The 23151-nt window shown below is 66.5% G+C and carries 17 protein-coding genes, 1 tRNA gene and 1 pseudogene; 8 read left to right on the top strand and 11 right to left on the bottom strand.

Features of this window, described 5'->3' with window-relative positions; translation table 11 throughout:
* The first annotated feature begins 85 nt into the window (after positions 1–85).
* Together ispG and ABIE51_RS13740 are read left to right on the top strand one after the other, a co-directional pair.
* Entirely contained in the window at positions 86–1360 is a 1275-nt protein-coding gene (gene ispG / locus ABIE51_RS13745) for a flavodoxin-dependent (E)-4-hydroxy-3-methylbut-2-enyl-diphosphate synthase (protein WP_192631152.1), read from the top strand.
* On the top strand, positions 1350–2069 hold the full coding sequence (locus ABIE51_RS13740) for a phosphatase PAP2 family protein (RefSeq protein WP_192631151.1): 720 nt from the start codon (positions 1350–1352) through the stop codon (positions 2067–2069). Before ispG ends, ABIE51_RS13740 begins: the two co-directional genes overlap by 11 nt.
* Before the next feature lie 6 nt (positions 2070–2075).
* Here the strand turns inward: ABIE51_RS13740 and ABIE51_RS13735 are convergent, their stop codons facing one another.
* The 10 genes and pseudogenes from ABIE51_RS13735 to ABIE51_RS13690 all read right to left on the bottom strand — a co-directional run bounded on the left by ABIE51_RS13735 (position 2076) and on the right by ABIE51_RS13690 (position 12515).
* Positions 2076–2945 carry a DMT family transporter gene (locus tag ABIE51_RS13735; protein WP_157031718.1) on the bottom strand — a complete coding sequence of 290 codons (870 nt, stop codon included), beginning with the start codon at positions 2943–2945 and terminating at the stop codon, positions 2076–2078.
* 54 nt (positions 2946–2999) lie between these two features.
* The gene (murB, locus tag ABIE51_RS13730; RefSeq protein WP_192631150.1) at positions 3000–4040 is read right to left on the bottom strand and encodes a UDP-N-acetylmuramate dehydrogenase; all 1041 of its coding nucleotides are present in this window, start codon (positions 4038–4040) and stop codon (positions 3000–3002) included.
* A gap of 19 nt (positions 4041–4059) precedes the next feature.
* Positions 4060–5118 (bottom strand): quinone-dependent dihydroorotate dehydrogenase, encoded by a 1059-nt coding sequence (locus tag ABIE51_RS13725; protein ID WP_192631149.1) that lies wholly within the window; start codon positions 5116–5118, stop codon positions 4060–4062.
* Positions 5119–5187: 69 nt separating this feature from the next.
* Positions 5188–6720 carry an L-piperidine-6-carboxylate dehydrogenase gene (gene amaB, locus ABIE51_RS13720; protein WP_115844470.1) on the bottom strand — a complete coding sequence of 511 codons (1533 nt, stop codon included), beginning with the start codon at positions 6718–6720 and terminating at the stop codon, positions 5188–5190.
* A 23-nt stretch (positions 6721–6743) separates the two neighbouring features.
* A tRNA-Arg gene (locus ABIE51_RS13715) sits at positions 6744–6820 on the bottom strand.
* A 137-nt stretch (positions 6821–6957) separates the two neighbouring features.
* On the bottom strand, positions 6958–8217 hold the full coding sequence (locus ABIE51_RS13710) for a dicarboxylate/amino acid:cation symporter (protein ID WP_192631148.1): 1260 nt from the start codon (positions 8215–8217) through the stop codon (positions 6958–6960).
* 80 nt (positions 8218–8297) lie between these two features.
* Positions 8298–9080 carry a L,D-transpeptidase family protein gene (locus ABIE51_RS13705; RefSeq protein ID WP_192631147.1) on the bottom strand — a complete coding sequence of 261 codons (783 nt, stop codon included), beginning with the start codon at positions 9078–9080 and terminating at the stop codon, positions 8298–8300.
* 13 nt (positions 9081–9093) lie between these two features.
* Positions 9094–9945, bottom strand: a complete 852-nt coding sequence (locus tag ABIE51_RS13700; RefSeq protein WP_157030633.1) for a MurR/RpiR family transcriptional regulator — start codon at positions 9943–9945, stop codon at positions 9094–9096.
* Between the two features lie 24 nt (positions 9946–9969).
* A pseudogene (locus ABIE51_RS13695) lies at positions 9970–11068 on the bottom strand (dipeptide epimerase).
* 46 nt (positions 11069–11114) lie between these two features.
* A complete protein-coding gene (locus ABIE51_RS13690; protein ID WP_192631146.1) occupies positions 11115–12515 on the bottom strand; it encodes a C40 family peptidase in 1401 nt (466 codons plus the stop codon).
* 318 nt (positions 12516–12833) lie between these two features.
* Between ABIE51_RS13690 and ABIE51_RS13685 the strand changes: the two genes are divergently transcribed.
* The 5 genes from ABIE51_RS13685 (at position 12834) to ABIE51_RS13665 (ending at position 20817) form a co-directional block, all read left to right on the top strand.
* Positions 12834–14306, top strand: coding sequence for a transglutaminase-like domain-containing protein (locus ABIE51_RS13685; protein WP_192631145.1), 1473 nt, complete (start codon positions 12834–12836; stop codon positions 14304–14306).
* A 71-nt stretch (positions 14307–14377) separates the two neighbouring features.
* Complete coding sequence (locus tag ABIE51_RS13680) at positions 14378–17248, top strand: TonB-dependent receptor (RefSeq protein WP_502913307.1); 2871 nt, start codon at positions 14378–14380, stop codon at positions 17246–17248.
* A gap of 68 nt (positions 17249–17316) precedes the next feature.
* Entirely contained in the window at positions 17317–18558 is a 1242-nt protein-coding gene (lysA, locus tag ABIE51_RS13675; RefSeq protein WP_354504294.1) for a diaminopimelate decarboxylase, read from the top strand.
* Entirely contained in the window at positions 18548–20107 is a 1560-nt protein-coding gene (locus tag ABIE51_RS13670) for a serine hydrolase domain-containing protein (protein WP_192631142.1), read from the top strand. Before lysA ends, ABIE51_RS13670 begins: the two co-directional genes overlap by 11 nt.
* Positions 20107–20817: a M15 family metallopeptidase gene (locus ABIE51_RS13665; RefSeq protein ID WP_192631710.1), complete on the top strand. Its 711-nt coding sequence runs from the start codon at positions 20107–20109 to the stop codon at positions 20815–20817. Before ABIE51_RS13670 ends, ABIE51_RS13665 begins: the two co-directional genes overlap by 1 nt.
* A gap of 4 nt (positions 20818–20821) precedes the next feature.
* Here the strand turns inward: ABIE51_RS13665 and ABIE51_RS13660 are convergent, their stop codons facing one another.
* The gene (locus ABIE51_RS13660) at positions 20822–21814 is read right to left on the bottom strand and encodes a serine hydrolase domain-containing protein (protein ID WP_354504290.1); all 993 of its coding nucleotides are present in this window, start codon (positions 21812–21814) and stop codon (positions 20822–20824) included.
* Positions 21815–21995: 181 nt separating this feature from the next.
* Here ABIE51_RS13660 and ABIE51_RS13655 point away from each other — a divergent pair, with 181 nt between their 5' ends.
* Complete coding sequence (locus ABIE51_RS13655; protein WP_192631141.1) at positions 21996–22457, top strand: hypothetical protein; 462 nt, start codon at positions 21996–21998, stop codon at positions 22455–22457.
* The last annotated feature ends 694 nt before the right edge of the window (positions 22458–23151 follow it).

Raw genomic sequence — 23151 nt, 5'->3', positions numbered from 1 at the left:
ACGGTACCGCAGGTGGGGTCCCCGGTCACGTGATCGCACGCGTGAAGACGGAGGCCGCGGCGCCCGCGTGGCCTACAATATGCAGATGAATTCGCATGCCCAGGCGCCCTGTGCGCACCCCGGTTTCGGACCCCTGCCGCGCCGATTGACGACCGCGGTCCGCATCGGCGGCGTCGACGTCGGCGGCGGCCATCCGGTCGTCGTCCAGTCGATGACCAATACCGACACGGCCGATGTCGCCTCCACCACCAAGCAGGTCGCCGAGCTGTGGCGCGCCGGCTCGGAAATGGTCCGCGTCACCGTCAACACGCTGGAAGCCGCGGCCGCCGTGCCGCGCATCGTCGACAAGCTGGCGATGATGGGCGTGAACGTGCCGATCATCGGCGACTTCCACTACAACGGGCACCAGTTGCTCACGGCGGAACCGGCGTGCGCCGAGGCCCTGGCGAAGTACCGCATCAACCCGGGCAACGTCGGATTCGGCAAGAAGAAGGACAGCCAGTTCGCGACGCTGATCGAACTGGCGATCCGCTACGGCAAGCCCGTGCGCATCGGCGCGAACTGGGGCTCGCTCGACCAGGCGCTCGCCGCGCAGCTGATGGACGAGAACCACGCGCTGCCCGAACCGCGCGAAGCGGCCGAAGTGCTGCGCGAGGCGCTGATCCGTTCGGCGCTGGATTCGGCCGTGCGTGCCGAGGAACTGGGCCTGCCGGCCGACCGCATCGTGCTCAGCGCGAAGGTCAGCGGCGTGCAGGAACTGATCGCCGTCTATCGCGAGCTCGCGCGCCGCGGCAAGTACGCGCTGCACCTGGGCCTGACCGAGGCCGGCATCGGCAGCAAGGGCATCGTCGCGTCCAGTGCGGCGCTGGGCGTGCTGCTGCAGGAAGGCATCGGCGACACGATCCGCATCTCGCTCACGCCGGAGCCGGGCCAGTCGCGCACGAACGAAGTCATCGTCGCGCAGGAACTGCTGCAGACGATGGGCCTGCGCGCGTTCACGCCGATGGTCACCGCGTGCCCGGGCTGCGGCCGCACCACCAGCACCTTCTTCCAGGAACTGGCCAAGACCGTGCAGGAACACGTGCGCGCGAAGATGCCCGAGTGGAAGATCAGCCATCCTGGCGCGGAGAACCTCACGCTCGCGGTGATGGGCTGCGTCGTCAACGGCCCGGGCGAATCGCGCCACGCGAACATCGGCATTTCGCTGCCGGGCACGGGCGAAGCGCCGTCGGCGCCGGTGTTCGAGGATGGCGAGAAGACCGTGACCCTGCGCGGCGAGAACATCGCGCACGAGTTCGTGGCGCTCATCGACCAGTACGTCGAGCGCAAGTTCGGAGTCGACGCCGCGCATGGCGGCTGAATCCGGCGACAGCGCGGTCGCGGACGTCCTGCGCTACGGCGCGGGGCTCCTGCGCCGCCACGGCCTGCTGCTCGGGCTGGTGTTCGCCGGATTGCTGCTGCCGTTGTGGGTCTTCGGCGAGCTCGCCGACGAGATCCACGAGCAGGAAGCCATCGCGTTCGACGAGCCGATCCTCCGGTTCGCGCACGCCATGGCGCGCGAGGGATTCAACGAGTTCTTCGTGTTCGTTTCGAAGATCGGCTACGCGTGGGGCGTGGTGCCGTTCGACATCGCCTTCGTGCTGGTGCTGGCCGTGCTCCGGCGCTATCGCGAGGCGGTCTTCGCGGCGATCGCGCTAGGCGGTTCGGGCTTGCTCAACGTCGGCGCGAAGCTGTTCTTCGCACGCGACCGGCCGTCGCTGTGGGAGTCGATCGCGCCCGAAACCACGTACAGCTTCCCGAGCGGCCACGCGATGGGTTCGATGACGCTCGCCAGCGTGCTGGTACTGCTGGCGTGGTCGACGCGCTGGCGCTGGCCGGTGATCGCGCTGATGGTGCCGTTCGTGGTGCTCGTCGGCCTGTCGCGCGTTTACCTCGGCGTGCATTACCCCTCGGACATCGTGGCCGGCTGGGCGGTCGCGATGGCGTGGGTCGCCGTGGTCTTCCTGTCGGTGTATCGGATGCACGGGCGGCCCTGGCGTCGGCGGTCGATCGAGCCGGGTAACGCCTGACCGCATTCACTCGCCGGGCTTGGCGGCCTCGACTGGTGCCGTCGTCGCGTGTCTGCGCAGCAGCACGGCTTCGCGATGGGCGATGTAGGCGTTCGCGGCGAGGATGATGCCGGCGCCGATCCAGGTGTAGACGTCGACCGATTCGTTGAACCAGAGCCAGCCGACCAGCGCCACGAGCGGCAGCTGGATGAAGCTGATTGGCGTCAGCGCCGACACTTCGCCGAGTTTCAGCGCATGCGTCCATAGCACCTGGCCGCCCGTGCCGAACAAACCGGCGCCGATGACCCATAGCCACACGATGCCCTGCGGCCATTCCCACGCGAACAGCGCCGGGATCAGCGAGATCGGCACCCAGAACAGATAGGTGTAGAGCACGATCGTGTTGGCGGCGTCCACGCGTGCCAGCTGCTTGATCTGGATCGCCACCACCGCGCTGAGCACCGCGGCGAGCAGGGCGATGAGCGTGCCGCCGGTGAACTCATGCGAGAACGGCCGCACGATCACCAGTACGCCGATGAAACCCGCGGCCACGGCGGCCCAGCGTCGCCCGCGCACGGTCTCGCCCAGCATCACCGCGGCCAGGATGGTGACGAACACCGGCGAGGAGTACGACAGCGAGATCGCCTGCGCCAGCGGCAGGTGGCCGATGGCCCAGAAGCCGCACAGCATCGAGAAGATACCGATCACGCAGCGCACGAAATAGCGTGGCAGCTGCTTCGTTCGCAACGCCGCCGGATCCATGCGCATCACCAGCGGCAGCACGGTCATCAGGCCGAAGAAGTTGCGGAAGAACGCGATTTCCACCGTGCTGAGCGTGTGCGACGCGAGCCGGATCGCGATCGCCATCACGCCGAAGCATAAGGTGCTGGCCAGCATGAATCCCGCGGCGCGAAGCGGATGGGGCAGGGCTTCGCTCACCGTTGCAACTCCTTACCAGCTCGCGCCGACGATGCGCGGTTCGGGCTCGATGCATACCGCAAAGCGCGTGCGCACCGAGTCGGCGATGCGTCGTGCCAGCGTGAGCAATTCGTGGCCGCGGGCGTTGCCGTGGTTCACCAGCACCAGCGCGTGCGTGGGCGCGACACCGGCGTCGCCGTCGCGATGGCCCTTCCAGCCGCTGGCGTCGATGAACCAGGCGGCCGAGAGCTTGCGCGTCTCCGGTCCGTTGCCGCGGAACACCGGCATGCCGGGATGTTCGGCCTGCAAGGCTTCTGCCTGCGCGACGGGGACGATGGGATTCTTGAAGAAACTGCCCGCGTTGCCGAGCACGGCCGGATCGGGCAGCTTGCGTCGGCGTATCGCGATGACCGCCTGCGCCACATCGCGCGGCGTGGGCGAGGCGATGCCCATTGCGATGAGTTCGTCGCCGATGCCGGCGTAGTCCAGCTTCAACGCCGGCGTGCGCGGCAGCGCGAATTCGACAGCGGTGACGATGAAGCGGTCGGGTTCGTGCTTGAACACGCTGTCGCGATAGGCGAACGCGCACTGCCCGGCGTCGAAGCGATGCACGCGGCCGGTGGCGGGTTCGAAGCTTTCGACGGCATGGATGAACTCGCGCACCTCGACGCCGTATGCGCCGATGTTCTGGATCGGTGCGGCGCCGACGGTGCCGGGAATCAGCGACAGGTTTTCAAGTCCCGCGAAGCCTTCGTCCAGCATGCACAGGACGAAGCCGTGCCACGCGACGCCGGCGTCCGCGCGCACGATGGCCATGTCGCCTTCGTCGCGCACGATGCGCACGTCCTGTCCGGTGAGCGCCAGCAGCGGGACGTCGGGATCGCCCGCGAACAACAGGTTGCTGCCGCCGCCAAGCACGAGCGGCGCGCGGCCGGCGAACTCGCTGCGTGCGAACAGGCTAGGCAGGGCGGTCGCATCGGCGACTTCTGCGAGCAGCGGCGCAGTGGCGGCGACGCCGAAGGTGTTGCGCGAACGAAGCGGCGCGCCGTGCAGCACGCAGATGGGGTCGGTCATGGGGACGTGCGTTCGCGGCTCATACGATCGGCGGCATGTTGCCGCGACTCGGGGCTTCCTTGCGGCGACGCATCGCTTCGACGCATTCCTTGATCAGCGCTGGCCCGCGATAGACCAAGCCGGTGTAGCACTGCACCAACGTGGCGCCCGCGGCCATCTTCGCCGCGGCATCGGCGCCGGACAGGATGCCGCCCACGCCGATCATCGGAATCGACTCCGGCAGGCGCGTGCGCATCATGCGCAACACCGCGGTTGCCTGGCCGAGCAGCGGCTTTCCGGACAGCCCGCCCGCTTCGTTGGCCAGTGGCGAGCCTTCGATTCCCACGCGCGAGATCGTGGTGTTCGTGGCGATCACGCCATCCACATGCAGATCGCCCAGTACGCGTGCGGCGGCCTCGACGTCGTTGTCGGTCAGGTCCGGCGCGATCTTCACCAGCATCGGCACGCGGCGACCGTGGACGCCCGCAAGCCGTTCCTGCGCCTCGCGCAGCGTGCCGACCAGACGGCGCAGTGCCTGCTCTTCCTGCAATTCGCGCAGACCCGCGGTATTGGGCGAGGAGATGTTGACCGTCACGTAATCGGCGAGCGGATAGACGCGCTCCAGGCAGAACAGGTAGTCGTCCTCCGCCGAGTCGTTCGGCGTGTCCTTGTTCTTGCCGATGTTGATGCCGAGCAGGCCATGGCGCCGCTTCGCCCGCTCGACGTTACGCACCAGCACATCGACGCCACCGTTGTTGAAGCCCAGCCGGTTGATGACGGCCTCGTGCTCCGACAGCCGGAACATGCGCGGCTTCGGATTGCCTTCCTGCGCGCGCGGCGTGACGGTGCCGATCTCGACGAACCCGAACCCCAGCGCCATGAGCGCATCGATGTGGGCGCCGTTCTTGTCCAGGCCGGCGGCCAGGCCGACCGGATTGGGGAACGTCAGCCCGAACGCGCGCGTCGGCAGCGGCGTGGGACGCCGCGACAGCAGTGCGCCGGCGCCGGTGCGGTACGCCACTTCCAGCGCGTTGAGCGCTGCGCCGTGCGCGGCTTCGGCGTCCAGGCCGAACAGGAAGGGGCGGGCGAGTCCGTACATTCAGTCAGCCTGGAGGGGGGCTTGGGTCGAGAACCGTATGCGGGTGTGAACGCGGGTGGACGGAAGCTCCTACAGGTCGAACTTGATGCCCTGCGCCAGCGGAAGTGCGTCGGAGTAGTTGATCGTGTTGGTCTGGCGGCGCATGTAGGCGCGCCAGGCGTCCGAACCCGATTCGCGACCGCCGCCGGTTTCCTTCTCGCCGCCGAACGCGCCGCCGATCTCCGCACCGCTGGTGCCGATGTTGACGTTGGCGATGCCGCAATCCGAGCCGGCCGCCGACAAAAATGCCTCGGCCGCCTTCAGGTTCTGCGTGAAGATCGCCGACGACAGGCCCTGCGGCACGTCGTTCTGCATGTGGATGGCGTCGGCCAGGTCACGGTACTTCATGACGTACAGGATCGGCGCGAAGGTCTCGTGCTGCACGATGTCCGCGTCGTTCGACAGCCCCGTCACGATGGCGGGGAGCACGAAGTTGCCGGCGCGCTCGATGGCGGCGCCACCGGTTTCGACCTTGCCGCCGGCGGCCTTGGCCTGCTCGATCGCGTCGAGGTAGGCCTGCACGGCGTCGCGGCTGTTGAGCGGGCCCATGAGGTTGGCCGGGTCGGTCGGATCGCCGATCTTCTTCTCCACCTGCTTGTAGGCGGTGACGAGCTTGGCGAGGACGTCGTCGTAAATCGACTCGTGCACGAACAGGCGGCGCGTGGTGGTGCAGCGCTGGCCGGCGGTGCCCACAGCGCCGAAGACGATGGCCGGAATGGCGAGCTTCAGGTCGGCCGTGGGGTCGACGATGATCGCGTTGTTGCCGCCCAGCTCCAGCAGCGAGCGGCCCATGCGGCGCGCGACGCGCTCGCCGACGATGCGGCCGACCTTGGTCGAACCCGTGAAGCTGATCAGCGGGATGCGCTTGTCGTCGACGAAGCTGGAAGCGAGCTCGGTGCCGGCGTCGTTGAACAGGAAGAAGATGTCCGGGAAACCGCCGGCCTTCAGGGCCTCGTTGCAGATCTTCATCGACGCGACGGCCGACAGCGGCGTCTTCGGCGAGGGCTTCCAGATCGTGATATCGCCGCAGATCGCCGCGATGAACGAGTTCCAGGCCCACACCGCGACCGGGAAGTTGAACGCCGAGATCACGCCGACGAGACCGAGCGGATGCCACTGCTCGTACATGCGGTGGCCGGGGCGCTCGGAATGCATGGTCAGGCCGTACAGCTGGCGCGACAGACCGACGGCGAAGTCGCCGATGTCGATCATTTCCTGCACTTCGCCGTCGCCTTCCGGCTTGGACTTGCCCATCTCCAGTGCGACCAGCGAGCCGAGGGCGTCCTTGTGCCTGCGCAGTGCGTCGGCGCACAGGCGGATCGCCTCGCCGCGACGCGGGGCCGGGGTGGTGCGCCACACCTTGAAGGCGGCCTGGGCGCGCTCGACGATGGTGTCGTAATCGGACTGCGACGACGCGTGGACCTTCGCCAGCACCTCCCCGTTGGTCGGGTTCACCGACTCGAGCACGCCCGCGTCGCGGGTGCCGGACCACTCGCCGTTGCCGAGGTAGGTACCAGATTCGGCGGCGTTCAGGCCAAGGGCGGTGAGGACGGGGTGGGTCATGGCGGCTCCCTTTACTGCGACAGTGGCGGCCCCGACACGATTCGAACGTGCGACCTGTCCCTTAGGAGGGGACCGCTCTATCCAGCTGAGCTACGGGGCCATGAGGCGGGCATTTTCGCATGAACGCGTGCGGATCGGGCCGGGAAGGCGCCCGATCAAGCGTCGGAAAAGCCTGCGAATCGCCGTAAGCGCCGTGATCCCGGCCGTTCGTGGCGACTGCTCGATGACGCCGCGGCGTCAGCCGTCTTCGCCGAGGTCCGGATTCACCGGATCGTGCTGGCCCTTCGCCACCACCGTCGTCGCGGTGAGATCGCCGGTGACGTTGCCCAGCGTCGCGAAGACGTCCGGAATCGTGTCCAGCGCCAGCAGCAGGCCGAGGGGCTCGACCGGCAGGCCGAGTGCCTGCGTCACCGGCATGTTGGTCGCCATGAAGCTGACCTGGCCGGGCAGTCCCACGGAGCCCATGCTGATGACTACTGCCAGCGCCGCCGCGGCGGCCCATTGCGCGATGCTCAGGTCGACGCCGTAGGCCCACGCGATGAACGCCGCCACGCCCATGTACTGGATCGGGCTGGTGATCCGGAACAGCGACACCGCCATCGGCAGCACCAGCGAGGTCACGCTGAGCGGGTGGCCCAGGCGCTCGCGCGAGGATTCGATCATCGCCGGGAGCGAGGCCAGCGAGGACTGCGTGCTGGCGGCCACGACCTGCGCGGGCGCGATCGCCGCCGCGAAACGGCGCAGGCGCTCGCCGCCGGCGATGATCGCGATGGGGTACATCAGCGCCGTCGCGAGCAGGTACATCGTGCAGAGGATGGCGATGTACCAGCCGAACGCGCCGATCATGCCGTGGCCCACACGGGCGCACACGGCCAGCACCAGCGCAAACACGCCGATGGGCGCCACCCACAGCACCCAGTGCACGATGACGATCATCACGTCGGCGATGCCCTGGATCAGTTCGAGCACGCGGGCGCGGCGGCCGGCCTCGATCCTGGTCAGGCCGAAGCCGAAGAACAGCGCGAACACCACCAGCGGCAGCATCGCGCTCGACGCCGCGGCGGCCAGTGCGTTGGCGGGGATGATCCCGGCGAACCATTCGGCCAGCGAGCTTGGCAGCGACAGTTGCGCCGCGCCGGCAGTGGCGGCTCGCAGCGATTCGGCCAGGCCCTCCTGGCGCGGCACGAACGAGAACAGGATGGGCGCCACCGTCGCGGCGAAGGTGGCGCAGACGGCCAGGATCACCACGAAGGTGATGATCGCCTTGCGCGCGGTGCGGCCGGACGCCGCGGCGTCGGTCGCGTTGTTCACGCCGATCACCACCAGCGCCGCGACCAGCGGCACCACGGTCATCTGCAGGGCGTTGAGCCAGAGGCGGCCGACCGGTTGCACCAAATCGGCGACCTTGCCGGCCAGTACCGGGTCGATCCACGCGAGCGACAGGCCGATGGCGGCGCCGAGGAAGAGTCCGAGGAGTACGCGGGCGGTGTTCGACATCGGGGATCGGGTTTCCGGGTCTGTGCGTCGAGGCCCATCCTCGCGCAGCCGCGCAGAGGATGGCATGGGGCGCGACATTTTCAGCGCAGCGGCGTCGGCGCGAGGAGATCCCACGCCGCATGCAGACGTTCCAGTTCGTTATCGGGCAATAACGCGAACACGGGTTTACGGCGCGGGTCGAGCCATGCCAGCAGCTCGCGCATCGCCGCTTCCGGCATCGCGGTGCAACCCGCCGTGGGCTCGCCCGGGGCGCGCCACAGGTGGGCGAAGATGCAGCTGCCCGCGCCGCTGCGGTTGCCCGGGTTGTGCTCGATCACGAAGCCGAGCTTGTAGCGGACGTCGCCGCCGGCGTGGAGGTCGCGGCGCATCGGCTCGCTCGACCCTTCGACGGCAGCGTCGCCAACCTGCCTGGCGTCGACGATGCGGTTGTAGAGCGGCGAGGCGGGCACGTCGATGCACCAGTCCGATGCGCTCATCCCCTGGTAAGGCCAGGCGGTCGAGGCCGTGTCGGCATAGCCGAAGGCCGTGCCGATGCGGAACACGCCCGCCGGCGCGCGACCGTCGCCTTCCTGTTTCTGCGGCGCGTCGGGCTGCGCGGGATGAAGCCCGACGCCCCATGCCGAACCGCTGCGGCCTACGGTAATCGGCGTCGGCTCGCCTGCTTCACGCCACTGGCCGCCATGGCGCTCGTAGCGGCGCAGCGTGCCGGTCCTGGAGTTCCAGTCGGGGGTGGTGACCAGTACGAGTTGTTGCGCGTCCTTCCACGGCGTCGTCGCAACGGACTTGGAGCCCAGGTCTGCGCAAGCCGTGACTGCCGCGAGCGCGACGAGGGCGAAGCTGCGAACGAATGCCGCCATCTGCATGAAGAACCCCGGATCAGTGATCGAGCAGATCCTGCATGCGCTCGAAGTTGAAGTCGAGCTGGAGGCGGCGTTCCTCGCTCGCATCGCACAGCAGGACGAAGATGAGGTCGAGCAGGTGCTGCAGCGCGGATTGATATAGCAGCGGCTCGATGTGCCGGCGCTCGTCGTGCGCCGACACCAGCAGCGCGGCATCGCCATGCGCGCGCAGCGGATTGGGCGTGTGGCGCGTTACCGTGACGACGCGCCCGACGCGCTCGCGGAAGAGATGGCTGATCTGGCACAGCGTCGGCTGCCGGCCGTGCTCGGAGAACACCATCAGCACGTCGCCCGGCGCTGCACTGGAAACACCGGCCTGCATCAGGATTGCATCGACGTAGTGCACCGTGACGATGCCGAGCATCGACAGCCGCGTGGCGAACGCGCGCGCCGGGATGCCGTCCTCGCCCAGGCCGATGATGAACACCTTGCCGGCCTTCAGGATCGCGTGCGCGATCGCGTCGATGTTCTCCGGCGGATTGATCAGGCGCGTTTCGGCTTCGGCCAGCGCCTTCAGGTGCCAGAGGTCTTCGGCCAGCGCAGCGTGCGGATCGTCCGCGCGCGTTTCGCGACTGGTTCCGCCGTCGTCCGCGCCGTCGCCGCGCGCGACCGCCTGGCCGATCGAGTACTTGAGGTCCGGATACCCCTTGAAACCAAGCTTCTGGCTGAACTTCACCACGCTCGACTGGCTGATGCCCAGCGCGTTGGCGAGCTGCTGCGACGAGTAGTCGCGCAGCAGGTGCGAGTTCTCGAGCAGGAAATCCGCGATGCGGCGTTCGATCGCCGACATCTGGTCGCGTTCGGAGCGGATCTTCAGCAGCGGCGACATGCGGACTCCGGATCCGAAGGAACGTCAGTTTGGCAGCATTTCCAGCCCGCGGATCTCGCGGATGCCCAAGCCCGGCGCGTCGGTGACGGAGATCTCCGACTCGTTGAAGAGCACGCCGCCATCGACCGGGTTGAACGCCGAAAGCGAAGGGCCGTCGAGATCCACCTTGGTGATCGCATTGGACTTCGCCACCGCCAGGTGCACTGCCGCCGCCACACTGATGCTGCTTTCGAGCATGCAGCCGATCATGCATTCCACTTCGTACAGCGCCGCGATGTCGGCGATACGGATCGCGTTCGACAGACCGCCGGTCTTCATCAGCTTGATGTTGATGATGTCCGCCGCGCGCATGCGGATGAGGTCGATCACTTCCTTCGGGCCGAACACGCTTTCGTCGGCCATGATCGGCGTGTGCACGCGCTCGGTGACGTACTTCATGCCGTCCAGGTCCTGCGCCTTCACCGGTTGTTCCACCAGTTCCAGCCGCACGCCGGCGTCTTCGAGCATGTTGATCGCGTGCACGGCCTGCTTGGCGGTCCAGCCCTGGTTGGCGTCGAGGCGGAGCAGGGCGCGGCCTTCGACGGCGGCGTAAATCGCCTTCACGCGTTCGATGTCGACGCCGATGTCCTTGCCTACCTTGATCTTCAGCGATTCGAAACCGCGATCCACCGCGCTGAGCGAATCGGCGACCATCTTCTCGATGTAGTCGACGCTGATGGTGATGTCGGTGGTGATCACCGGATCGCCGCCGCCGAGCATCTTGTACAGCGGCGACGCCGTACAGCTGGCCGAACAGGTCGTACACCGCGATCTCCACCGCCGCCTTCGCGCTGGTGTTCTTCTCCAGCGCGGTCTGGATCAGCTGCGTGATGCGGTTGAGGTTCGCGATTTCCTGGCCGATCAGGCGCGGCGCGATGAACTTGTTGATGGCCTCGACGATGGAGCCGTGCGTGTCGCCGGTGATGACCGCCGTCGCCGGCGCTTCGCCATAGCCGACGTGACCGGTGTCGGTATGCACGCAGACGATGATGTCCTCGATCGCCTCGACCGTGCGCAGCGCGGTCTTGAAAGGCGTTTTCAGCGGGACGCGCAACATGCCGAACCGGATCTGCGTGATCTTCATTCTTGTCGTTCTGGAATGTGGGGGCGGGTGTGCGGCGGATCGCGGCTTACGGCCGGATGCGCTGGATGTTGGTGATGCGATCGACGAACGTCTGCTTGCCGTTGAACAGCAGCGGCGTGAGCGGCGAAACGGTGACGCCGTTGGTCTTCGCGCGAACGGTCTGGCCGTCGGATCTGGCGAAACTGAGGCCGGTGGTGTCGTGGATGACGTACGGCTCGCCGTCGAGGTTGCCGATCACCATCATCACGTGGCCCGGGATGTAGACCAGGTCGCCGACCTGCAGTTCGCGCACGATAGCCATGCGCTTGGCATGGCTGTCCTTTTCGTTGAACGCGATGCGGTTGAGCGCCGGGCTGACCGCCTGGTCGCTGGTGTTGCGCGGCAGCTGCACGCCCATGCTGCGGTAGATCTCGGAGACGAAGCCGCTGCAATCGCGCGCGTTGTAGCTGTGGCCCCAGCCGTAGCGCTCGCCGAGGAACTTGAAGCCCTGCTGGATGAGGTTGCGAGGCGTCAGCGCCAGCGGCGCGTCAGCCGTCGGTTCGCGACGCGGCAGCAGCGCGGGCGCGAATCGCAGCGTGCCGTCATCGTTGCGCACCGGCAGTTCGATGACGTGCGAGGTGTAGCCGTGCTGGCCGTTCACCGCCTTGCCGACAGGCCAGTCGGCGATGACCGGAACGCGCACGCCCATGTCGAACTGGAGTTCGGAAACACCGGGTTCCTCAGGCGTGTACACGGTGGTCGCGCGCGCGCCGGTGACGATGCGGAACGGCGTGCGCTTGCCGTACGCCAGTACCTCGTCGCGACGGCCTTCGGCGACGAGGCGCTTCTCGATCCACGCCGCGTACCGCGTGTTGACCACGAACAGCCATTGGCCGTCGCGGCTTTCGTGCACGATCGCCACCGGATCGCCCGGGAACAGGCCGCTTTCCTGGAAGCGGTCGATATCGTGGTCGTCGTTGGAACTGAACACCCGTGTGCGGGTCGGGAACGTCCGCAGGTCGGCGCGATGCACGACCAGTCCGAAGCGCGTCGGCTGGGAGGCGGGAATCGCCGTGAGGTTGACGTTGTCGACGATCGCGTCCAGGTCCGCGTTCGCGATCGTCCGGCCGCGCTCGTCGTAAAGCGTGCGCGTCGGGCGCTTCGACAAGCCTTCGATCCATGCCGCAACGCGGACGCGGTCGAGCGACGCTGGCAGCGCGTCGAGATCGAACATGCTGTCGTCCAGCTGCATCAGCTTCGCGTTCTGCGCGGCGATGGCCCGCGCGTCGAGGATTACGCGATCCGGCTCGCTTTGCCGCGCCACCCACCACGCGGGATCGAGCTGGGCCTGTTCGACACCGACGACGCCGGTATCGGCCGGAATGCTCCAGTTGCGCTCGTGCGCGTGGGCCGAGGAAAGCAGGCCGATCGAGAGCAGCGATGCGAAGAGGGCGGTGCGAAGGCGCATGGAGCGGAATCCGTGAACGGCCGGGCGAGGGCCGGCAGACAAGATTGGGGTGGTGCCGGCGAGTTCCGGCGTCGGGCTGGCGGAACGCGGCGCGACATGGGTCGTATCGCGGCCGGAGGCCAGAGCGTCCTCGATCATCGCGTCCCCCTCATGAGCCGCCGTACGGGCAGCGGGCCGGTTCAGGAGAATAGATACTTCTTTCGATCAGATAGTCAAGAATAAATTATTGACCGGGTACTCCACTCATGTTACACAGCGATGAAACGCCTCTCATGAGTGGCCCGCGTGGACGATCTTCGGTTACCGCTTCGATCGCCAATGCCCCGGACGCGCCGCCGGCACGTCCTGCTCGCCGCCGTCCTTGCGCTGGGCGCGATCGCCGCGACCGATGCCGCCACCTCCTCCACCGATCCCTTGCCCGCAGTTGTCGCTGACATCGACGCGGGCGACTTCCGCGGCGCTACCTCGCAGATCGATGCGGCACTCGCGAAGCCGGGCCTCGATGACAGGACCCGCGTCGACCTCGAATTCCAGCGCGAGCGGATGCGCCGCATCCGGCTCGATTTCACGCTGTCGGCCGATCAAGCGCGCGCGAAGCTTCGCGAATCGATTCCCGATCTGCGCGAGGACGAATTCCAGCGCTGGACGAAGGCCAACCTGCTTGAGCACATGGTGATCGACGGAACGCCCTGGTACTTCAACCGTTCCGTATCGAACCTGTTCCGCGTGAGCCCGGAGGCGATGGCGCGCCGCGCGACGCCGTTCCCGCGCAACGACGGGCCGATGGAGAACGCCAACGCCTACCACGACGAGGCCATCGCCGAGGCGAAGCGCACCGGGAAAAGCAGCGTCGCTCCACGACGCATCCACGTGACGCAATCGATCACGGTGAATGCCGATGCGGTGCCGGCAGGCGAGACCGTGCGCGCATGGATTCCGTATCCGCGGGCATTGCCGGGCCGGCAGGAAGACATCCGCTTCCTGTCGAGCGCGCCGGCGAAGCACGAGATCGCGCCCGAGTCGACGCTGCAGCGCACCGTGTACCTCGAAAAGCCGGCGGTGGCGGGACAGCCGACGACGTTCAAGATCGACTACGAACTGACGATCTTCGGCGAGCACCACGTCATCGACCCGGCCAAGGTGACGGCCCTTGGCGATCGTCCCGACCTCGCGCCGTACCTCGCACAGCAGGCGCCGCACATCGTGTTCACCGATGAAATGCGCGCGTTCTCGAAGAAGGTCGTCGGCGACGAAAGGAATCCGTATCGCATCGCGCAGAAGCTCTTCCAGGCGGTCGACGACATTCCCTGGGGCGGCGCGCGGGAGTATTCGACCATCACCAACATCAGCGATTACGCACTGCGCGGAAATCATGCCGACTGCGGCCAGCAGACGCTGCTGCTGATGACGCTGCTGCGCCTGAACGGCATTCCGTCGCGCTGGCAGTCGGGCATGGTCTATTCCGACGGCAACTACGACAACCTGCACGACTGGGGCGCGCTGTACCTGGCGCCGTACGGCTGGGTGCCGATGGACGTGACGACCGGCCAGTTCAAGGGCGCGCGCGATCCGGAAGTGGAGTGGTTCTATCTCGGCGGCCTGGATGCATACCGGATCGCCTTCAACGACGACATCAGCACGGACTTCGTGCCGGCCAAGCAGCACGTCCGGTCGGAGACCGTGGATTCGCAACGCGGCGAAGTGGAGTGGGCAGGGGGCAACCTCTACTTCGACCAGTGGGATTACAGCTTTGCAGCAAAGGTACTGCCCGCCGGCGGGACGTCGCGCTAGCGCGTCGCGCATCACCTTCACCGTGGAGAGGGGACATGAAGAGCATGGGGTTTCGTAGGACCGCGTTGTGCATGGCGTTGGGCGTCTGCCTGACGTCGGCGTTGTCGTTGAATCAGGCGCACGCCGCCAACACGGACGGTTCGCTGGTCGGTCGCACCGCGCCGAACGCCGAAGTCACGGTGCGCAATCCTGCTACCGGGTTCGTGCGCACGGTGCGCGCGGACGATTCGGGCAATTACCGCTTTCCGTTCCTCCCGGTTGGCGAATACCAGGTCGAAGTGGTTGCTGACGGACAGGCGCTGTCGCAACCGGCGCAGACGACCATCAGCCTGGGCAACGCGACGACGCTGAACATTGCCGCCGGCGGCTCGGCGACTGACCTCGCAGCGGTGCAGGTGATCGGCTCGCGCGTCGTGTCCGCGGTCGACGTGACCTCGACCGAGATCGCGACCAACATCAGCCGCGAGGAAGTGACGCGACTGCCGGTGCAGCGCGACATCATCGACGTGGCGACGCTCGCACCGGGCGTGAATCGCGGCGAGTTCGGCGGCATCTCGTTCGGCGGTTCGTCGGTGGCGGAGAACACCGTCTACATCAACGGCCTGAACGTCACCGACTTCTACAACCGCGTCGGCTTCTCTTCGTTGCCGTTCTCGTTCCTGGAGGAGTTCCAGATCAAGACCGGCGGTTATTCGGTGGAGTACGGCCGCAGCACGGGCGGCGTGATCAACGCCGTGACGCGCCGCGGCACGAACGAGTTCCATGCCGGTGCCGACATCGTGATAGACGGCCTGTGGCAGGGCAACGGCCGGAACTACGCGCCGACGCTCTACACGCGCTGGGACGATTCCGACGAGAACAACTATTCCGTCTGGGGTTCGGGCGCGCTGATCAAGGACCGCCTGTTCTTCTTCGGCATCTATGAAAAGCGCGACCTCGACTCGCAGAATACCGACGACGGCGGCGGAAACTTCTTCGAGAACCACGGCGACAACGACTTCTGGGGCGCGAAGGTCGACTGGCAGATCAACGACGCCAACCTGCTGGAAGTGTTCGGCTTCTCCGACAAGAACGACACCACGCAGGACGTGTTCGGTTTTGATGCGGACGCCGGCACGCGCGGCGACTTCCGCAACCGCATCATCAACAAGACCGGCGGCGACAACTGGGCCGCGACGTACACCGGCTACTTCACCGACACGTTCTCGATGAAGGCGATGTACGGCGAGAACGAGCGCTCGGCCTCGGCGATCGGCGTCAACGACGACCGCTGCAGCCTCGTGCAGGACCAGCGCGTGAACACGTCCTTCATCGGCTGCACCAGCAACACCTCGGTGATCGACCGCACCGACACGCGCGAGGCGATGCGCCTTGATTTCGAGTGGAACCTGGGCGACCACCTGCTGCGTTTCGGCGCCGATCACGAGAACAACACGTCCGACTACAGCAGTCGCTATCCGGGCGACGGACTGCGTTACGAAGTGAACAATGCAGGTGCACGCGTCAACGGCGTGACGGTACCCGCGGGCACCGTGTACGTCCGCACGCGCCAGGTCGCCAACCAGGGCACGTTCGAGACCGAGAACGAGGCCTACTACATCGAGGACAACTGGAACGTCACGCCGAACCTGCTGCTGAACCTCGGCGTGCGCATCGAGAGCTTCGACAACAAGGACGCGGCGGGCAACAGCTACATCAAGCTCAACGACATGATCGCGCCGCGCTTCGGGTTCTCGTGGGATCTGAACGGCGATGGCCGCTCGAAGGTGTTCGGCAACGCCGGCCGTTACTTCCTGCCGGTGGCGAACGTCATCAACATCAAGCAGGCCGGTCCGTTCCTCGACGCCCGCCGGTTCTACTTCTGGGACGGCACTTTCGCCTCTGGCGACAACCCGATCCCGGGCCTGGGCGCGGAGATCGGTACCGTCGACGATTCGCAGGGCGACGGCAGCGTGGCCGACTTCCGCGGCGAGGTCGACAAGGACATGGATCCGGTCTACCAGGACGAGTTCATCCTCGGCTTCCAGCAGATGCTGGGCGAGAAGTGGTCGTGGGGCGTGAGCGGCACCTACCGCAAGATGCACAACGCGATCGACGACATGGAAGTGGTCAACAGCTGCGGCGACAGCGGCTTCGTGATGGCCAATCCGGGCAAGGACCTGACCTACTACACGGACACCGACTGCGATGGCGAAAGCGATGGCTTCGTCACCATCGACACCTCGCAGACGGGTTGGGAACTGCGCGACGGCACGATGATCGGCTGGGAAAACCCGAAGCGCACCTATCGCGCCATCGAACTGCAGCTCGACCGCGCATGGGACGACAAGTGGGCGTTCAATGCGACCTATGTCTGGTCGATGAGCAAGGGCAACTATGAGGGTCCGGTGAATTCGGACACCGACTTCGCCGACTCCGGTCGCACCGAGGCCTTCGACAATCCGTTCGTCGAGATTGGCGGTTATGGCTACCTGCCCAACGATCATCGCCACCAGATCAAGCTGCGCGGCAACTACGCCATCACCGACAACTGGACCATCGGCGCCACGCTGGATGCGGCGTCGGGTCGCCCGATGAGCGAGTACGGCGCGGGTAACCCGTACGACGACAACGAGTTCCTGACGCACTACATCTGCGAAAGCGATCCGAGCCTGTGCTACACCGACCAGGGCCAGTGGCGCCTGTCGCGTCGCGGTGCGTACGACACGCTGCCGTGGACGTACAACCTCGGCCTCAGCGTGGCCTACAACACCACGCTCGGCCCCGTGAAGCTCAACGCCAAGTTCGCCGTCTACAACGTGCTCAACGAGCAGACGGTGATCGAGCGCAACGAAACGCTGCAGGAAGAGGAGGGCGTGGGCCTGACGAATCCGTTCTTCGGTAACCCGACCGCGTTCCAGGCACCGCGCAACGCGCAGTTCATCCTGTCGCTGAGCTATTGATGTCCCTCGAGCGGCGGGCGGCCTCGTGCCGTCCGCCGTCTTTTTTTGGCCTACGCAAGGGTCCTGCCTTGTCGAACTTCCTTCCGGGCGAGCTGGGCGCGATCGCGCGCCAGATCCAGACGCCGTTCTACGCCTATTCGGCGCAGATGATCCGCGATCGAATCGCCAGCCTGCACGGCGCCTTCCGCGGGGTCGACGTGCGCATCTGCTTCGCCGTCAAGGCCAACTCGAACATCGCGATACTCCAGCTGATGGCGCAGCACGGCGTCGGCGCGGACATCGTGTCGCTCGGCGAGATGCAGCGCAGTTTGAAATCCGGCATTCCTGCCGAACGCATCGTGTTTTCCGGCGTCGGCAAGACGGCCGACGAGATCGATGCGGCGCTCGCGGCCGGCGTGTGGCGGTTCAACGTCGAGTCGGCCGACGAACTGCATCTTCTGCAGCACAGGGCACAGTCGCGCGGCGTGTGCGCGCGGGCGGCGGTGCGCATAAATCCGGACGTCGATGCCCGCACGCACGCGAAGATCTCGACCGGCAAGGCCGAGAACAAGTTCGGCGTGTCCATCGACGAGGCCCGGCGGTGGTTCGCCGACTGCGCGTCGCTCGATCACGTACAGCTGGACGGGCTGCACGCGCATATCGGTTCGCAGATTCTCGATCTGGAACCATTCCGGCAGGCGCTGCAACGCGTGGAAGCGTTCCGCCGCGAACTGGTGCAGTCGGGCCATGCGATCGCGAGTGTCGACATCGGCGGCGGCCTGGGCGTCATGTATCGCCCCGGCGTCGACATGCCGGTGGACATCGCCGCTTACGCGTCGCTGGTGCGCGCAACGTTCGCCGACTTCAAGGGCACGCTGGCACTGGAGCCCGGACGCTGGCTCGTCGCCGAAGCGGGCGTGCTGGTGACGCGCGCGATCCGGGTGAAGCACGGCACCGATCGCCAATTTCTCGTCGTCGATGTCGCGATGAACGATCTGCTTCGTCCCTCGCTCTACGATGCGTGGCACGAGATCGTGCCGATGCACGGCCGCGACGAGCCGGAGGTCGCCTACGACGTGGTCGGCCCGGTGTGCGAGACCGGCGACACCTTCGCCCATGGACGGGTGCTGGCGCGCTGCGAGTCGGGCGACCTGTTGATGATCGGCGGTGCCGGCGCATACGGTGCATCGATGGGGTCCACCTACAATTCCCGGCCGCTTCCGCCGGAAGTGCTGCTCGACGACGGCCGCTACGCCATCATCAGGCGGCGCCAGACGATCACGGAGATGATGGCCGGTGAACAGTTCCCGCAGGCATGGCATGAGACCTGACCGCATCCTCGGCGTCGCATTCGCGCTGTGCCTGGCATGGCTGCCCGGGGCGAGCGCCGCAGCGGAAGCGCCGGCCGACCGCAAGGCCGTGGATGAGATCTTCGACGAGGTGTTCTCGCGCTACCACCTGTCGGGACTGGCGCTGGGCATCGTCGAGGATGGACGCGTCGTGTACTCGCGCACCGGGGGCGAACTCGTGGAAGGCGAGGGCGAAAGGATCGACTCGAAGACGCTCTTCAAGGTCGCGTCCAATACCAAGTCGATGACGACCGCCACGCTCGCGCGACTGGTCGATGCCGGCAAGTTGCACTGGGATGACCCGGTGACCCGATGGATCCCGGACTTCCGCATGCACGACGCGTGGGTCGGCCGCGAGATGCAGGTGCGCGACCTGCTGATCCACAACAGCGGCCTGCGCGCGGGCGCCGGCGATCTGATGCTGTGGCCGGAGCCGAACACGTTCACGCGCGCGGACATCATCCAGGGGCTCGGCTATCTGAAGCCGTACCGCAGCTTCCGCTCGGGCTACGACTACGACAACCTGATGTATATCGTCGCAGGCGAAGTGGCCGCAGCGGCAGGTGGCGCGCCGTACGAGACGCTCGTGCGTCGGGAGGTGTTCGAGCCCCTCGGCATGACGCGGTGTCAGGTGGGGCAGTGGAATCGCATCGAAGTCGGCAACGTCGCGCAGCCGCACCGGCGCGAAGGCGAACGCAATGTGCCCGTGCGCAGCGACGGCGACATCATCCCTGCGACCACGATGGACCCGGCCGGCGGCGTGCGGTGCAGTCTCGACGACATGTTGCGCTGGACCGCGAACTGGCTGAAGCCAGACCCGAAGAACGCAGCGTGGCTTTCGCAGGAGCAGCGCCAGGCGCTGTGGGCGCCGCAGATGCCGATGCCGGTATCGAAACGCATGCGCGGATGGGATCGCAGCCATTTTTCCGCGTACGGCTACGGCTGGCGGCTCGCCGATGTGGACGGCGTATTCAAGGTCGCGCACACCGGCACGCTGATGGGCATGTATTCGGCCGTGACGATGCTGCCCGACAAGGGCGCGGGCTTCGTCATCCTGATCAATGGCGAAGGCGAGGACGCGCGCACCGTGCTGACGCAGGTACTGGTGAAGCGCTATACGTCCGGCGACCCGACGCTGTCGGTCGCGCATTACGCGGGGCTCATCGACAAGGAGGACGGCGCACGCCCGGTCAGCGAACAGGCGCCGGATACCTCACGTCGTCGCCCAGCGACCGTGAAGGAGCTTTTGCCGAAACTGGGCATGTATCGCGACCCGTGGTTCGGCGAGGCGACGCTGTGCCGCGACGGCAATGCAGTGCGTTTCCGCGCGAGCAAGTCGCCGCTACTGGATGGCGTCGTGCAGCGCGTCGGCAAGCGCTGGCTTATCGACTGGGACGATCCGAGCGTCGACGCCGAAGCCTGGCTCGATCTCGACGGCAGTGGCATGCGGCTGGCAAAGGTCGATCCGCAAGCCGATTTCAGCTACGACTACGAAGACCTGGCGTTCGAACGCGTGGGAGCGTGCCCCTGATGCGGTCGCTGGCGCACGTCGTGTTGGCGCTTTGCCTGCTCGCGTTCGCAGGTTGCGCGATGCCCGCGCGGATGGATGTCTCGCCCGCAAAGACGCCGGATTCAGCAGGTCTTGTCGATATCCGCACGCTCGTTCCCGACATCGACCTCGATATCCGCTATGCCGGACGGAACAATTTCACCGGCGCGATCGTGGACGGCTACGGCGCGTCGCGTTGCTACCTGCTGGAACCGGCGGCGAAAGCGATCCAGCGCGCCGAAACCGCGCTGCGTTCGCAGGGTCATCGCCTTCGCATCTTCGATTGCTACCGGCCCGCACGCGCGGTGCGTGCGTTCGTCGCGTGGGCCAACAACGCCGACGAAAGCACGAAGGCGCGCTTCTATCCCGCGCTGGACAAGCGCACGTTGCTGGGCGACTACATCTCGCCGACGTCCGGCCACAGCCGTGGCGCGACGATCGACCTGACGCTGATGCGTTGCGACGCGCCAGGCTCATGCACGCCGCTGGACATGGGTACCGATTTCGACTTCTTCGATACGCTCGCCAACACCGATTCACCGCGCGTCACGCCGGAACAGCGCGCCAATCGCGACCGCCTGCGCGACGCGATGCGGCAGGCGGGGTTGCGCAACTATCCGATGGAATGGTGGCACTTCACGCTCGACCCCGAGCCCGCACCGAAGACCTTCTTCGACGTGCCGATCGAGTGAGCGCTCAGTTCGTCGCGACCTCGCGCATCGCCAGCGCGCCGATCTTCTTCGCCGTCTCGTAAGGCTCCGGATCGTCGCGATTGGTGAGCACCACCACCGTCAGGTGGCGCTTCGGCCAGCGCACGATCACGTTGCGGAAGCCGATGGTTTCGCCCGAATGCCACAGCATTTCGCCGGTGATGCGCCATCCGAAGCCGTATTCGACCTGCGGATCGTCCGTCGGCGTGGCCGGCGTGAACGCCTGGCGCAGCACGCTCGACGGCAGCAGTCGCTCGTCGTAGAGGGCGGCGTCCCACTTGCTCAGGTCATCGAGGGACGAATAGATGCCGCCATCGCCAAGCACGGCGCTGGTCGTGCTCTGGTCGGTGCGCGTCCACGCGCCGTTCTCCAGGCTGTAACCGTAGGCACGATTCGGCACTTCGGAGACGCCGGCCTCGTACGCGACCGTGTCGTTCATTCCCAGCGGCTGGAAGATGCGGTCGTGCAGGAACCGCGCGTAACGCTGCCCGGAGGCGCGTTCGACGATCAGCGCGAGCAGCGCATAACCGCTGTTGCTGTAGCGGTAACCGGTGCCGGGCGCGAAGTAGGTGCGGTTCTGTGACTGCAGCAGCGTGAGCACGTCGGCGTCGTGCACCTGCCGCGTGTCGGCGGGATCCATCACGTCCTCGTAATCGATCAGGCCGGAAGTGTGCGTGAGCAGGTGGCGGATCGTGATGCCGTCCGCCGCGGTGGGCAGGCCGGGCAGGTAGCGCTTGATCGGGTCGTCGAGTTTCAGCCGACCGTCCTCGACGAGCAGCAGCACCGAAGCGGCAGTGAACTGCTTGCTCACCGACGCCAGGCGGTAATTCGTCTGCGGCGAGGCTTCGACGTGTCGTTCCAGATCCGCCATGCCATACGAGTGGCGCACGATCGGCTGGCCGTCGCGTACGACGAGCACGCTGGCGCCGGGTACGTCGCCCCGGTAGTCGCGCATCAGCGCGTCGATCTCGTGCTGCATTCGCCTCTCTCCGCTCGCGCAACCGGCGAGGAGCAGGACGGCACCCGTGAGCCAGTGATGTATGCGCATCGACGGATGGTAGCGGCAGCGGGCCGCGGTGTGCGAGGCTGCGAACCGGGTCGCGGTCATGCCGCACAGGGATCGATGCGGCGCGATGGTGCCGCATATCGCGAGGGGAACGATGAACGCAATGAAGGCGTGCGCCGGCGCACTGGTGTTGCTGGCCGGTGTCGGCGTGTGGAAAACCTACATCGACAGTGGCCGCGTGGATCCCGGCGCCTGGGTCGCCGAGCACACCGGCTCGGCAGGTGACGCAGACGGCGTAAGCACGCAGGGGTTCAAGTCGATCCCGATGCCCGACGGCGTGCCGTCGCGCGGGGTGATGGTGTTTGCGCCGCAACACTGCACGTCGGACGCCGCACGTCGCACGGAGGAACTGGTGCGTCACCTGTCCAGGCAGGGCATCGCCTACGTGCGCACGGACCACGCGAGCTACAACAGCCTGGCCTCCCCAGAGGAAGCCACGCGCGTGACCTCGGTGATGAACGGTCCGGTGCCGATCGTCTACGTCAACGGGAAGGCGAAAGCGAACCCGACGCCGCAGGAAGTGGTGGCCGAATTCCGCGGGAAGAAACCCGGCTGAGGCACTGCGCCGCGTTTCGAACCCCGAAAAGCAGAACAGCGCGTGACGCCTGAGCGTTACGCGCTGTCCTGGCTGGATGAGTGGTGAGCGGAGGAGGATCGAACTCCCGACCTTCGCATTGCGAACGGAATGTGCAGCAGATTTCCGATTTGCGTAGTTTCATCCTGTGATTTGGCGTTGAAACTAGGGGGGGCACGGCGGTCTACCGCGCTCCTTCCCATCTAGGAGGGTGTCTTTCCGATCGCCTCTTTCTCCCCCCCCCCCATGACTGGCGATTGGATGTCGATGCGGCGCGTGAACTTGACTCCACGCGCGCAGGCATCACGACGCTTGTCCCACCCAATGCCCTTCGACGGTGCCATCGCCAATGCCTCGGTGAATCCGACCGGTTCGGCACATCCGCTACACCGTAGGTAATTGCAAAACCGACAAAGCCCTGTTTATGATCGGCACCGCATCGCCAAGGAAGGGGTTTCCAGGCGCGTGCCGGAGTAAACGGATTTAGGGGGAGTGAATGGATTTTCTGCAGGCAGGCGCATGTAGCGCCTGGATGAGTGCGGCCTTGCGCATGGAAGAGCGCGCTGACGAGGCCCATGGTTTCGATTCCGAACTACACCGTCTAACGCTCGGCAACGAGGCGTCGCGCTTGCGCGCGCCCCGTCGCTGATCGCGCACACGAGCTGATCCCACCATG

The sequence above is a fragment of the Lysobacter sp. OAE881 genome, assembly GCF_040546665.1.
Lineage (GTDB): Bacteria > Pseudomonadota > Gammaproteobacteria > Xanthomonadales > Xanthomonadaceae > Lysobacter_J > Lysobacter_J soli.
This window is presented reverse-complemented; position numbering and strand designations above follow the sequence as displayed.

Coding starts and splice junctions, on each gene's coding strand:
- ABIE51_RS13700 (WP_157030633.1), bottom strand. CDS start 9,945: ATGTCGCCGCTGCTGAAGATCCGCTCCGAACGCGACCAGATGTCGGCG.
- murB (WP_192631150.1), bottom strand. CDS start 4,040: ATGACCGACCCCATCTGCGTGCTGCACGGCGCGCCGCTTCGTTCGCGC.
- ispG (WP_192631152.1), top strand. CDS start 86: ATGAATTCGCATGCCCAGGCGCCCTGTGCGCACCCCGGTTTCGGACCC.
- ABIE51_RS13735 (WP_157031718.1), bottom strand. CDS start 2,945: ATGCTGGCCAGCACCTTATGCTTCGGCGTGATGGCGATCGCGATCCGG.
- ABIE51_RS13680 (WP_502913307.1), top strand. CDS start 14,378: ATGGCGTTGGGCGTCTGCCTGACGTCGGCGTTGTCGTTGAATCAGGCG.
- ABIE51_RS13670 (WP_192631142.1), top strand. CDS start 18,548: ATGAGACCTGACCGCATCCTCGGCGTCGCATTCGCGCTGTGCCTGGCA.
- ABIE51_RS13705 (WP_192631147.1), bottom strand. CDS start 9,080: ATGCAGATGGCGGCATTCGTTCGCAGCTTCGCCCTCGTCGCGCTCGCG.
- ABIE51_RS13725 (WP_192631149.1), bottom strand. CDS start 5,118: ATGTACGGACTCGCCCGCCCCTTCCTGTTCGGCCTGGACGCCGAAGCC.
- ABIE51_RS13710 (WP_192631148.1), bottom strand. CDS start 8,217: ATGTCGAACACCGCCCGCGTACTCCTCGGACTCTTCCTCGGCGCCGCC.
- ABIE51_RS13740 (WP_192631151.1), top strand. CDS start 1,350: ATGGCGGCTGAATCCGGCGACAGCGCGGTCGCGGACGTCCTGCGCTAC.
- amaB (WP_115844470.1), bottom strand. CDS start 6,720: ATGACCCACCCCGTCCTCACCGCCCTTGGCCTGAACGCCGCCGAATCT.
- ABIE51_RS13690 (WP_192631146.1), bottom strand. CDS start 12,515: ATGCGCCTTCGCACCGCCCTCTTCGCATCGCTGCTCTCGATCGGCCTG.
- ABIE51_RS13660 (WP_354504290.1), bottom strand. CDS start 21,814: ATGCAGCACGAGATCGACGCGCTGATGCGCGACTACCGGGGCGACGTA.
- ABIE51_RS13665 (WP_192631710.1), top strand. CDS start 20,107: ATGCGGTCGCTGGCGCACGTCGTGTTGGCGCTTTGCCTGCTCGCGTTC.
- ABIE51_RS13685 (WP_192631145.1), top strand. CDS start 12,834: ATGCCCCGGACGCGCCGCCGGCACGTCCTGCTCGCCGCCGTCCTTGCG.
- ABIE51_RS13655 (WP_192631141.1), top strand. CDS start 21,996: ATGAACGCAATGAAGGCGTGCGCCGGCGCACTGGTGTTGCTGGCCGGT.